The following is a 12,201-nucleotide window of genomic DNA, read 5'->3' as shown; positions in this document are numbered from 1 at the left end:
CGACCGGCGATCTACGCGTCGCCGGTCGAAACCTTCATCAGGACGAGGCCGGACAGGATCAGGGCCGCGGCCAGAAGGCGCAGCGGCGTCGCCGCCTCGCCGAGCACGACAATGCCGACGGTGAAGGCGCCGATCGCGCCGATGCCGGTCCAGATCGTATAGGCGGTGCCGAGCGGCAGGGTCTTCATCGACGCGGCCAGAAGCGCGAAGCTCGCCACCATCGTCACAAGCGTGACGACGCTCGGCACCAGCCGGGTAAAGCCGTCCGACTGCTTCATCGCCAGCGACCAAACGACTTCGAGAAGTCCGGCCACCACCAGCATGATCCAGGCCATGTCGGCCCTCCCTATTAAGGGCCGGGTCGTCCCGGTCGAAAAACCCAGATGGGGGAGGGCGTGGCCTCGCCCTTGGATTATGGGTCCTGTCCGGGCCGGCGGCAAGCCGCCCCTCGGAGGGCGAGGCCATGCGGCAGAAGATGGGGGGCAACGATCTGCCGAACCTGCGGCTCGTGCTCGGCCAGAGCCTGAAGGCGGATTTTGGACTGCGGACGGATGTGGGATGAAGACAATGCTGCAGTGAAGCGTCTGGCGGCCGCGGCGCAGGATTTAGTTTTTCTCCCGTGCGGGGAGAAGGTCGCGGCAGCGGGATGAGGGGCGGCGCAGCCGACATCATCAAAGTCAGCCGCACGCCACAAGACGCTGCCGCCTTCGGCGCCCCTCATCGGCCTGCCGGCCACTTCTCCCCGGAGGGGAGAAGAACCGGCTTTGCCGTCGCGGCTCGCCGAGCCCCTATTGCGCCGCGAGCGGCTTCACCCCGTGGCTGGAGATCAGCGGCCGGCGGCTGCCATGGCAGCGCCTACGACGTGATCCGCAGCTTCAGGATGCGCTGGGTGATGGCGTCGAAGATCGCCGGCAGGTCGGCGGCGCTCTTGGCGTCGAAATAATGCGCGGCGTCGCTGGCGCAGTTCGACAGGAGGGTCGAGCTCGTCGTCGTATTGACCTCCAAGCGGATGGTGTAGACCTCCTGGCCCGACTCCTTCGCACTGTCGCAGGCGGCCAGCGTGTCGGCGTTCATCGCCGTCAGGATCTGCGCCTGCGTCACCGCGGTGACGTCAGCGCCCTTCTTCTTCGAACAATTGCCGTCGCCGTCGGGCACGTCGCCATTGTTGCAGAGCTTGCCGTAGCCGCCGTTCTTGTACGACTTGTCCCAGCGCCAGTCCGAGAGATAGCCATAGGCCGAATAGGCCGAGCCCTTGGCATTGGGGAGCTGCGTCATCGTGTTGTCGCCGTCGGTCAGGAGCACGATGATCTTCTCGACGTCCTGGTCGGGATCGAGACCCTCGGTGAAGGGCTCGCCCGGCGAAAGCACGCGCGCGCCCCAGGCCATGCCCTCCGTGATATTGGTCGACCCTTCCGCCTTCAGCTGGGTAATTTCCGACTTGATCGCCGCGAAGTCGTCCGTCAGCGGCGTCAGCGGCCGCGCGCTGCAGCCATTGTTCGGGCCCTGCGGATCGCTGCTGTTGCCGTAGAACAGGTAGGAGCCGACATTGAGCACCGCCTGCAGGTACGAGACGACGCCGGCGCTGGAGATGGTGACGCCGAGCCCCTTCAGCGTGTCGTCCTTGGTGAAATTGTTCGGATAAAGCGGACGTCCCCGTCCGTTCGTGTCGGCCGGCTCGTCCGGCGAAAGCATCGGCACGAAGAGCGTCCGCGGATTGCTCTTCGACGGCGCCGTGTCGTCGACCGAGAAGGTCTCCGTGCCGCTCTCGATCCGTGCTTCGACGCAGCCCTTCCAGCCCTCGCCGGGAAAACCCGCCTGAAAGATCCGGGTGCGGCTGACGCCGGTCGGAATGATGCTGCCGGGCAGGTGGACGAGGCCCTCGGTGTCGATCCACGCAGCGTTCTTGTTGTCGCCACCGACGTTCACATAGGTCGAGAACGGCACCAAAGCGAAGCGCACGCGCTGGCGCAGGAGCGGCGTCGCGCTGAGTTCGTCGACCATGGCAGCCGCCGCCTTCTTCATCTCGGCGAGCTTGGTGCCGGCCATCGAGCCGGTGGTGTCGAGGACGAGGCCGATCTCGTAGCGCGTCTGCGGATATTCCACCGTGCCGGTGACCTGTGCGGTCATCTCCTTGTAGCCGAACACCGCGGTCAGCGTCGTCGGCGTCACCACCTCGGCGCTGACCCGGGCGCCGGACTCCGAGAGTTCGACTGAGAGGGCGCGGTAGTTCGGGCCGAAGTTCGCGAGCAGCATCCGCTCGGCGATGGCGTCGGCCGCGGCCTTGTCGAAGCCCGACTCCTTCACCACGGACAAGGCCGCCGAATCAATCGCCTGCTGCAACTGCACGCGGGCCGAATACATGCGCGAGACGTCGAGCCCGGCACCCGTCGCAAAGATCAGCGGCACCGCGCCGAGGGCCGCCATCACGGCGAAATTGCCGTCCCGATGTTTCAGGAATTTTCCGAGAATGGCCATGCGCGTCCTCGTCACCGCAGAGAGGAACGATCATAGCGCCTGAACACTTGACGATTGGTATGTTCCGGCGGTGCGATTTGAAGCAATGCGTGTGAGGGTTGTGCCGACGGACGATGACGGCGGGCCGGGAGAACGCCATGCAGTGGACAGCGCCGATCGACGGCTATTGCGAGCGCCTGACCGAGGCTTTTTGGGCCGAGCCGATCAACGCGCTCTCTAACCTCGCCTTTCTCGTCGCCGCGGGTCTCGGCCTCGCTCTGTGGCGGCGCCATGATCGCCGCGACCGCGGGCCGCGGCAGGGGCGCGATTGGGTCGGTCTTGCGTTCGTCGTGCTGGTCGCCACGATCGGCCTCGGCTCCTTCCTCTTCCACACCTTCGCCAATGTCTGGTCGAGCCTTGCCGACGTCGTCCCGATCGCCGTGTTCATCTACGCCTATTTCGCCCTGGCGCTGCGCCGGCTGGTCGGGCTGTCCTTCTGGCTCACGGCCCTCTCGACGCTCGGCTTCTTCGGCTTTTCGTTCCTCGCCGACCCATTGTTCGGCCCGCTCGTCGGCGGCTCGGCCGCCTATGTGCCGGCGCTCCTCGCCCTCGTCGCGATCGGCGCCTTCCTGCTCGGAACGGGCAAGCCGGAAGGCGGCACGGTGCTCTCGGCGGGTCTGGTCTTCACGGCGTCGCTGGCGCTGCGGATCGCCGACGAGCCGCTCTGCGCCGACTGGCCGCACGGCACGCATTTCCTCTGGCATGGGCTGAACGCGGTGACGCTCGGCCTCTTGCTCGTCGCCGCCATCCGCCATGCGCCACCGCCCCGCCCGGGCCGCATCACCGCCTGAGACCGGGGCTGAATCCACAAAAAAGGCCGGATGCTTCCCCCGAAGCATCCGGCCCACCCCCGTCGATCCTGTCTGTCGCCGGCCCCGCGGGCCGACAAAAGGGCTCAGCTCTGCTTGGCGCGGCGCTTGCTCTGCTTCGGCTTTTCCTGGTCGACCAGCCGCTCGCTGCCCTGCAGCACGACGACGCGGGCGCCGAGCGGAATGCGCTCGTAGAGGTCGATGATGTCCTGGTTCATCAGGCGGATGCAGCCCGAGGAGGCGGCGGTGCCGATCGAGCGCCATTCCGGCGAGCCGTGCAGGCGGTAGAGCGTGTCCTTGTTGCCCTGGTAGAGGTAGAGTGCGCGGGCGCCCAGCGGGTTGTTGATGCCGGGATCCATGCCCTTGCCGTCGCGGAATTTCTCCAGGTCGTCGCGGCGATCGATCATCTCCATCGGCGGGAACCAGCGCGGCCAATGCTGCTTGTCGCCGATCTTGGCCTCGCCGGCCCAGGAGAAGCCGGCCTTGCCGACGCCGATGCCGTAGCGCATGGCGGTGCCGCCGCGCTCGATCACGTACAGGAAGCGGTTGCCGGTATCGACGACGACCGTGCCCTCCTCGTAGCCGCCGGCATCGTAGACGACGCGCTGGCGCAGGTATTTCGGGTCGATCTTGTCGGAGGGAATTGCCGGCAGGGCGAAATCGCCGTCGACGGTGGCGGCATAGGCCGTCGCCGGCGCGACGCCGAAGGAGCGGTCGTCGTTCCCGGTCGGCGAGGCATAGGCGGTGATCCGCGCCACCGCCGCGGCCGCAGGATTCTGCGCCACGACCGTGTTGGAAGACGTCGCGCAGCCGGACAGGAGCGTCATCGAAAGGGCCGCAACGCCGGCGGAAAGGCATTTCAGGCTGAAGGACATGGCGGCGAGGATCCAGGGCGTCGGAGTGGTTGCAAAGGCCGGGCCAGGCTCGCGCCGCAGGCAGCCCATCGCAGGAAGAACTGCTTCTGGATAGGCCGTGCCGCCGAGTCTGACAACGCCGACAATAGACAGCGTCATGGTTAATAAAGTCTTTGTTGCGACCCTGTCACAGTTGACGCTGGCGGCGGCCGCGACATCTCCTTGCGTCAGGAATGATGTCGCAGACGGATCGAGGACTTCTCATGAACATCGGGGAAGCGTCACGGCGCTCGGGACTGCCGCCCAAGACCATACGATACTATGAGGAGGTCGGTCTGGTCAGGCCGGCGCGGGCTCAGAACGGCTATCGCGACTATCGCGACCGCGACGTGCATCTCCTGCGTTTCCTGCAGCGCTCGCGCTCGCTCGGCTTTTCCATCGAGGAGGCCCGCAAGCTTCTCGCCCTCTATGCCGACGACAACCGGCACAGCGAGGATGTCAGGTCGATGGCGAGCGGCCGGATCGCCGAGATCGATCGCAAGATCGCCGAACTGCAGTCGCTTAAGCGCTCGCTGGTGCTCCTGGCCGAGCAATGTCCCGGCAATGCCGGGCCCGATTGTCCCATTCTGGACGAGATCGCGGGCGACGGCACTTTTTCGCCGCGGCGCGGGACGGCGGTCTGAGACGGCGTATTCCTGATTTGTTCTTTTGGCTTGCCGGCCTTTAGCCTGCGGGCTAAGCTGCAGACATGCCGATCGTTTCGCCTCATCCCTTCCAGCCCCTGGTGGACGGACGCCAGTCCGACCGGGCGATGCTGGTGCGTCGGGGCGTGCAGCGGCTGATGTTGGATCGGCGCATTGCACTGTTGCCCGAGGTCTCGCTCGCCTCGGGTCGGCGGGCCGATCTCCTCGGCCTCGCCGGCGGGGGCGACCTTCTGATCGTCGAGATCAAGACATCCCTGCAGGATTTTCGCGTCGATCGGAAATGGCCTGAATACCGGCTGCATTGCGACCGGCTCTATTTCGCGACCCATCCCGGCGTTCCCGCCGAGATTTTTCCCGAGGATTGCGGGCTGATCGTCACCGACGGCTATGCCGCCGAGATGCTGCGCGAGGCGCCCGAGCACCGATTGCCGCCGGCCCGCCGCAAGGCGGTGACGCTGGCTTTCGGACGGCTGGCCGCCGACCGGCTGATGCAGGCGGAATGGTCGGCCAATCCTGTCGCCCTGCCCCGGCCCTGACCTCGATGGTCCAAGGGGGCGGACGGCGATGGACCGGCACCTCTCCAGGCACGGCGGCGCCGGCCAGAGAGGTCAGCGCAGTCTTTAGAAGTCAGCGCAGGCCGAGGAAGGACGCGATAACGAGAACGACGACGACCAGACCGACGAGATAGATGATACCATTCATGACCATTTTCCTTTTTGCTGGGCGCGAAGCGCCAAGAGGGCCGGCAAGGCGCCGGCCAGACAGCGACCGCAGCATCTCCGCTGGGATCTTCGCGCCGCCTCTGCGCCGTTAAGTCCGCAGGGCGCCAAGGGTTCCCTGCCTCGGTGACAGCATCGCCGGTCACCAAGCTTGTCGATCCACCCCCATCGTCCGCCTTGCGCGCCCCCGGGCACCTTCATATATACCCACCAGCCTCGGCGGGACGGTCGTTTCGGACGATCGACCGCCGGTAACCGAATGAATCAGGAGCCGCCATGAGGAACGCCTCGTCGAGGGTCCGGGCGGCTTGCTCAAGAAGGAGAAGAATATGGCGAAGGTGATCGGTATCGACCTTGGCACTACCAATTCCTGCGTTGCCGTCATGGACGGCAAGACCGCGAAGGTCATCGAGAATGCCGAGGGTGCGCGCACGACGCCGTCCATCGTCGCCTTCACCGATGACGGCGAGCGGCTCGTCGGTCAGCCGGCCAAGCGCCAGGCGGTCACCAATCCCGAGGACACGCTGTTTGCGGTCAAGCGGCTGATCGGCCGTCGCTACGAGGATCCGACCGTCGAGAAGGACAAGAAGCTCGTGCCCTTCGGCATCGTGCGCGCCGACAATGGCGACGCCTGGGTCGAGGCCGCCGGCGAAAAATACTCGCCCTCGCAGATCTCGGCGATGATCCTGCAGAAGATGAAGGAGACGGCGGAAGCCTATCTCGGCGAGAAGGTCGACAAGGCCGTCATCACCGTGCCCGCATACTTCAACGACGCCCAGCGCCAGGCGACCAAGGACGCCGGCCGCATCGCCGGCCTCGAAGTTCTGCGCATCATCAACGAGCCGACGGCGGCCGCGCTTGCCTACGGTCTCGACAAGAACGACGGCAAGACCATCGCGGTCTACGATCTGGGCGGCGGCACCTTCGACGTTTCCGTGCTCGAGATCGGCGACGGCGTGTTCGAGGTGAAGTCGACGAACGGCGACACCTTCCTCGGCGGCGAGGATTTCGACATGCGCCTCGTCGACTACTTCGCCGGCGAGTTCAAGAAGGACCAGGGCATCGACCTGAAGAACGACAAGCTCGCACTCCAGCGCCTGAAGGAAGCGGCCGAAAAGGCCAAGATCGAGCTGTCCTCGGCCTCGCAGACCGAGATCAACCTGCCCTTCATCACCGCCGACGCCTCCGGGCCGAAGCATCTAACGATGAAGCTGACGCGCTCGAAGTTCGAGAGCCTCGTCGACGATCTGGTGCAGCGCACCGTCGGCCCGTGCAAGTCGGCGCTGAAGGATGCCGGCCTGACCGCGGCCGACATCGACGAAGTTGTGCTCGTCGGCGGCATGAGCCGCATGCCGAAGGTGCAGGAAGTCGTCAAGCAGCTGTTCGGCAAGGAGCCGCACAAGGGCGTCAACCCGGACGAAGTCGTCGCCATGGGCGCGGCGATCCAGGCCGGCGTGCTGCAGGGTGACGTCAAGGACGTGCTGCTGCTCGACGTGACGCCGCTGTCCCTCGGCATCGAGACGCTGGGTGGCGTGTTCACCCGCCTGATCGACCGCAACACGACGATCCCGACGAAGAAGAGCCAGGTCTTCTCGACCGCCGAGGATTCGCAGAACGCCGTGACCATCCAGGTCTTCCAGGGCGAGCGCGAAATGGCCCAGGACAACAAGAGCCTTGGCCGCTTCAACCTCGAGGGCATTCCGCCGGCACCGCGCGGCATGCCGCAAATCGAAGTGACCTTCGATATCGACGCCAACGGCATCGTCAACGTCTCGGCCAAGGACAAGGGCACCAACAAGGAGCAGCGGATCACGATCCAGGCCTCCGGTGGCCTGTCGGATGCCGAAATCGAGGCGATGGTGAAGGAAGCCGAGGCCAATGCCGAGAGCGACAAGAAGCGTCGCGCCGCGGTCGAGGCCAAGAACCAGGGCGAGAGCCTCGTCCACTCGGCCGAGAAGTCGCTGGCCGACTACGGCGACCGGGTTTCGGAACCCGACCGCACCGCCATCTCCTCCGCCATTGCGGATCTGAAGACGGCGCTGGAAGCCTCCGAGCCGGATGCCGAGACGATCAAGGCCAAGAGCGAGATCCTCGCTGCCGCCTCGATGAAGCTCGGCCAGGCCATGTACGAGGCCTCGCAGAACGAGCAGGCCGATGCCGCTGCCCAGCCGACCGGCGACGGCGCGCAGGACGACGTGGTCGATGCCGACTTCGAGGAAGTCAACGACGACGACCGCAAGAAGTCCGCCTGATCGCTCAAGCGGCCACTCTCGAAGCCCCGGCGACCGTCGCCGGGGCTTTTTCATGTCGGCCGCCGGACCCGGTTGCGGCATAGCGGCGGCCTGTCCGCCAGCGCGGGCGCAGGCGGCCTGGCACGGCTGATCAAGGCTGCGACCGGCATCCGGGGCCGCCCACTTGCGCGCTCCGGCTTTCCCTGGCGGCTTTTCCTATGGTAACGCCCCGTCAACGCCCCCACATGCGGGACGAGGACAGCACCGCATCCGCGCGTGCCGGCGCTGCCCCGAACTCACGACAAGCGATGGACCCGTCTCGATGAAAGTCGACTATTACGAGATGCTCGGCGTCACCAAGACGTGTGACGACAAGATGCTGAAGACCGCCTTCCGCAAGCTCGCCATGCAGTTCCACCCCGACAAGAATCCCGGCGACGCCGCGGCGGAAGCGAAGTTCAAGGAGCTCGGCGAGGCCTATGAGGTCCTGAAGGATCCTCAGAAGCGCGCCGCCTACGACCGCTACGGCCATGCCGCCTTCCAGAATGGCGGCCCCGGTGGCGGCGGCGGCGGTTTCCGCGGCGATTTCGGTTCGTCCATGGCCGACGTCTTCGACGACATTTTCGGCGAGATGATGGGCCAGCGGCGCGGCCGCGGCGGCGCCGGCGCGGGCGGCAACGGCCGCGAGCGCGGCTCGGACCTGCGCTACAACATGGAGATCGGCCTCGAGGAGGCCTATGCCGGCAAGACCGCCGAGATCGGGGTGCCGACGACGATCCAGTGCGACGAGTGCACCGGCACCGGCGCCAAGCCCGGCTCGTCCCCGAAAGCCTGCCCGACCTGCGGCGGCGTCGGTCGCGTGCGCGCCGCGCAGGGCTTCTTCTCCATTGAGCGCACCTGCCCGACCTGCCAGGGCCGCGGCCAGATCATCGCCGACCCCTGCGGCAAGTGCGGCGGCGACGGCCGCCTGCCGGAAGAGCGGCAGCTCTCCGTCAACATTCCCGCCGGCATCGAGGACGGCACGCGCATTCGCCTCGCCGGCGAGGGCGAGGCGGGCCTGCGCGGCGGACCGGCGGGCGATCTCTACATCTTCCTGTCGGTGCGCAGCCACGACCTGTTCCAGCGCGAAGGCGCCGATCTCTACTGCACGGTGCCGGTGTCGATGACCGCGGCGGCGCTCGGCGGCAGTTTCGAGGTGACGACGCTCGACGGTGCCAAGACGCGCGTGAAGGTGCCGGAGGGAACCCAGAGCGGCACGCAGTTCCGCGTCCGCGGCAAGGGCATGACGGTGCTGCGCTCCTCTCAGACCGGCGACCTGTTCATCCAGGTCCAGATCGAGACGCCGCAGAACCTCAACAAGCGCCAGCGCGAACTGCTCGAAGAATTCGAAAAGACCTCGTCCTCCGACAACTCGCCGCAGTCGACCGGCTTCTTCGCCCGGATGAAGGATTTCTTCGAGGGCCTCAGCGACTGAGATTGCCTCGCTCGGCGCCCTGCCGTCACCAAGGCGGGGCGCCGTGAGGGCGCAAGCACCGTCGCGAAATGGTCACGGACACGGACCATCATCCTCCCGCACCGCCATCCGGCGGCCTGCGCTCCCGGAGCCGAAAGCCGCCATGACCGTTTCCAAGCCGCGTGCCTCGGACCCCTGCAACCGGTCTGCCGACGATGCCCGCTTCTTTCGCGGCTGGCTGAAGCGGCCGCTGCAGATGGGGGCCGTCTCGCCCTCTTCGCGCGGGCTCGGGCGGGCGATGGCCGCCTATGTGCCGCTCGGCGCGGTGGAGGCGGGCATGGCGGTGCTGGAGATCGGGCCGGGGACCGGCGCCGTCACGCAGTGCCTGATCGATCGCGGCGTGCCGGAAGAGAGCCTCGTCCTCGCCGAGTATTCGCCGGAGTTCTGCGAGCTCCTGGCCGCGCGCTTTCCCCTTGCCCGGATCGTCCGCGGCGACGCCTATGCGCCGAACGGCGACCTCGACGCGGCCCTCGGCGGGCGCGCCGTGGCCGCCACCGTCTCCAGCCTGCCGCTGTTCACCAAGCCCGATGCCCTGCGCGAGCAGGTGATCGGCGGATCGCTTGCCCGGATGGAACCCGGCCACCCCTTCATCCAGTTCTCCTATGCGCTGACCGTGCCGGTGAAGCCGGAAAAGGTGGGCGCCTCGGTGGAAATCAGTCCCTGGGTGAAACTCAACCTGCCGCCGGCGCGCGTGCTCGTCTATCGTCGCGGCTGACGCGGGGGCATCAAAAAGGAGGAACGGCGACGTGACGCAGAGCGCCAAGGAGATACAGGGCAAGCGCAGCGGCGACTGGGCCCGCTTCCTCGCCAGCTGGGTGCGCCATCCCGGCCAGATGGGGGCGATCGCGCCCTCCTCGCCGAGCTATTGCGCCATGATGGTGCGGCACGCCACCACCGAGATCGACGGGCCGATCCTCGAGCTCGGCCCCGGTCTGGGCGTCGTCACTCAGGCCTTGCTCGACAAGGGCGTCGCGCCCGAGCGGATCACCTCGATCGAGTATGACGGCGATTTCGCCCGGACGCTGAAGCAGCGCTTTCCCGGCGTCAACGTCATCCACGGCGACGGCTTCGACCTCGACGGGACGCTGGGCGAGCGGCGCGACGAAAAGTTCGCGGCGATCCTTCTGGCCATCCCCATCGTCGGCTTCAATCAGCCGAAGCGGCAGGCTCTGATGCGGGACTATTTCGCGCGCCTGCGGCCCGGCGGCAACGTCACCCAGCTCTCCTATCTCGTGACCGCGCCGATCAAGCCGCTGCCCGGCGTCTTCACCGTCTCCTCTTCGAGTGTCGTCTGGGACAATATTCCGCCGGCCAGGGTCTGGGTCTATTCCCCGGACGAGACGGACGCGGCGGCATGAGCGGCGCCGCAGGGCCGCATATCCTCGTCCTGCCCGGCTCGGCCCGTCTCGGCTCGCCGAACCGGCGCCTTGCCGCGGAAGCCGCCAGGCGGCTCGCCCTCACCCACGCCACGGTGACGCTGATCGACCTCGAGGCCTACGCCCTGCCGCCCTATGACGCTGACGGCGCCGAGCCCGAAAACTTTCCGCCAAACGCGCTGCTCCTCGCCGAACGACTGGCCGAGCAGGACGGGCTGCTCCTGGTCGCGCCCGAGGTCAACGGCGCGGCCGCGCCGCTCCTGATGAACGCCCTCGCCTGGACGAGCCAGGTGCGCAAGGTGCGGGGACGGCCGCTGCAGCCCTTCGCCCGCCTCGTCGTCGGCCTCGCCTCGGCCTCACGCTCGCCGCTCGGCGGCCTCAGGGGTCTCGCCGCGCTGCGCGGCACCTGCCAGGCGCTCGGGGCCGAGGTGCTGACGCCGCAGGTGACGCTCGCCGATGCCGCGAAGGGTCTCGACGACCGCGACAGGATCACCGACGAGGCCGCGAGCATGGCGCTCGACATCCTGGTCGAGCGGCTGCTGGAGTTTTCCCGGACCCTGGGACGCCACCGCTTCTGAACGCTGCGCCCTGCCGGTCCGGTCAGCCGCGTTTCCCGCGCGACGGGGGCTCGTGCCGCGTCCCCCGATCTCGGTCCGCGCTCGTGACCTGACCCTGCAGCCCGGCTCGGCGGCCCAGCGGGCCGGCTTCGGCAGCCCGTCCCTCAGACGTGCTGGCCGCCATTGATGTGGATCTCGCCGCCGGTGACGTAGCTCGCCTGGTTCGAGCAGAGGAAATAGATGATGTCGGCGACTTCCGAAGTCTGGCCGAGGCGGCGCAGCGGAATGTTCTCGATCAGCTTCTCCGTGCCCGGCGACAGGATCGCCGTGTCGATCTCGCCCGGCGCGATGGCGTTGACCCGGATGCCGGCCGGGCCGAAATCGGCCGCCATCTCGCGCGTCAGCGAGGCGAGCGCCGCCTTCGATGTGGCATAGGCCGTGCCGGCGAAGGGATGCACGCGGCCGCCGGCGATCGAGGTGACCGAGACGATCGACCCCTGCGCCTTCGACAGCTCCTTGAACAGGCCGCGCGCCAGCATGATCGGCGCGAAGAAATTCACCTGGAAGACGTCGCGCCACATGTGCATGGGCGTGCGGATGGAATCCAGCCGCGAGCCGCTCTCGCCCTTCGGCGAGATCGCGGCATTGTTGACGAGGGCGTGCAGGCTGGAGCCGTTGGCCTCGAGCCGCCGGCGGATCTCGGAAATGGCAAAGCCGACATCCTCGGGATCGGAGAGGTCGACCTGGATGTGGTCCTCGGGACCGGCCGGCCAGGGGCAGTCCTCGGCAAAGGGCTGGCGCGAGCAGGTGATCACCCGCCATCCCTCGCGCGAAAAACGCTTCACCGTCGCATGACCGATGCCGCGCGAGGCGCCGGTGAGGACGAGGGCCTTGCGGGAATCTGTGGCGGCGTCGCTGGGCATG

The 12,201-nt window shown here is 67.3% G+C and carries 12 protein-coding genes; 8 read left to right on the top strand and 4 right to left on the bottom strand.

The genetic code is table 11. From position 1 onward, the window contains the following. Positions 1-11: 11 nt before the first annotated feature. Both sugE and IEX88_RS00920 read right to left on the bottom strand, forming a co-directional pair. Positions 12-335 (bottom strand): quaternary ammonium compound efflux SMR transporter SugE, encoded by a 324-nt coding sequence (gene sugE, locus IEX88_RS00925; protein ID WP_188848652.1) that lies wholly within the window; start codon positions 333-335, stop codon positions 12-14. A 520-nt stretch (positions 336-855) separates the two neighbouring features. Continuing rightward, the gene (locus IEX88_RS00920) at positions 856-2,475 is read right to left on the bottom strand and encodes a pilus assembly protein (RefSeq protein ID WP_188848650.1); all 1,620 of its coding nucleotides are present in this window, start codon (positions 2,473-2,475) and stop codon (positions 856-858) included. A gap of 137 nt (positions 2,476-2,612) precedes the next feature. On the opposite strand from IEX88_RS00920, the gene IEX88_RS00915 reads away from it, so the two are divergent. Then, positions 2,613-3,305, top strand: coding sequence for a ceramidase domain-containing protein (locus tag IEX88_RS00915; protein WP_188848648.1), 693 nt, complete (start codon positions 2,613-2,615; stop codon positions 3,303-3,305). 104 nt (positions 3,306-3,409) lie between these two features. Here the strand turns inward: IEX88_RS00915 and IEX88_RS00910 are convergent, their stop codons facing one another. Continuing rightward, positions 3,410-4,198: a L,D-transpeptidase gene (locus IEX88_RS00910; RefSeq protein ID WP_188849261.1), complete on the bottom strand. Its 789-nt coding sequence runs from the start codon at positions 4,196-4,198 to the stop codon at positions 3,410-3,412. A 242-nt stretch (positions 4,199-4,440) separates the two neighbouring features. Here IEX88_RS00910 and cueR point away from each other — a divergent pair, with 242 nt between their 5' ends. From cueR to IEX88_RS00875, 7 genes are all read left to right on the top strand, one after another. Further along, on the top strand, positions 4,441-4,860 hold the full coding sequence (gene cueR / locus IEX88_RS00905; protein WP_188848646.1) for a Cu(I)-responsive transcriptional regulator: 420 nt from the start codon (positions 4,441-4,443) through the stop codon (positions 4,858-4,860). A gap of 65 nt (positions 4,861-4,925) precedes the next feature. Further along, positions 4,926-5,417 (top strand): MmcB family DNA repair protein, encoded by a 492-nt coding sequence (locus IEX88_RS00900; RefSeq protein ID WP_188848644.1) that lies wholly within the window; start codon positions 4,926-4,928, stop codon positions 5,415-5,417. Positions 5,418-5,929: 512 nt separating this feature from the next. Beyond that, the gene (gene dnaK / locus IEX88_RS00895; protein WP_188848642.1) at positions 5,930-7,852 is read left to right on the top strand and encodes a molecular chaperone DnaK; all 1,923 of its coding nucleotides are present in this window, start codon (positions 5,930-5,932) and stop codon (positions 7,850-7,852) included. A gap of 301 nt (positions 7,853-8,153) precedes the next feature. Continuing rightward, positions 8,154-9,305 (top strand): molecular chaperone DnaJ, encoded by a 1,152-nt coding sequence (gene dnaJ / locus IEX88_RS00890; RefSeq protein ID WP_188848640.1) that lies wholly within the window; start codon positions 8,154-8,156, stop codon positions 9,303-9,305. A gap of 142 nt (positions 9,306-9,447) precedes the next feature. Continuing rightward, entirely contained in the window at positions 9,448-10,059 is a 612-nt protein-coding gene (locus IEX88_RS00885; RefSeq protein ID WP_188848638.1) for a class I SAM-dependent methyltransferase, read from the top strand. A 31-nt stretch (positions 10,060-10,090) separates the two neighbouring features. Beyond that, positions 10,091-10,702: a class I SAM-dependent methyltransferase gene (locus IEX88_RS00880; RefSeq protein WP_244639755.1), complete on the top strand. Its 612-nt coding sequence runs from the start codon at positions 10,091-10,093 to the stop codon at positions 10,700-10,702. Next, positions 10,699-11,298, top strand: coding sequence for an NADPH-dependent FMN reductase (locus IEX88_RS00875; protein WP_188848636.1), 600 nt, complete (start codon positions 10,699-10,701; stop codon positions 11,296-11,298). Before IEX88_RS00880 ends, IEX88_RS00875 begins: the two co-directional genes overlap by 4 nt. 143 nt (positions 11,299-11,441) lie before the next feature. On the opposite strand, the gene IEX88_RS00870 is transcribed toward IEX88_RS00875, so the two are convergent. Beyond that, positions 11,442-12,200: an SDR family NAD(P)-dependent oxidoreductase gene (locus IEX88_RS00870; RefSeq protein WP_188848634.1), complete on the bottom strand. Its 759-nt coding sequence runs from the start codon at positions 12,198-12,200 to the stop codon at positions 11,442-11,444. Position 12,201: the final 1 nt, after the last annotated feature.

Source organism: Aureimonas glaciei (assembly GCF_014643375.1).
Lineage (GTDB): Bacteria > Pseudomonadota > Alphaproteobacteria > Rhizobiales > Rhizobiaceae > Plantimonas > Plantimonas glaciei.
The sequence above is the reverse complement of the archived record's forward strand: the minus strand, read 5'-3'. Positions and strand labels throughout refer to the sequence as shown.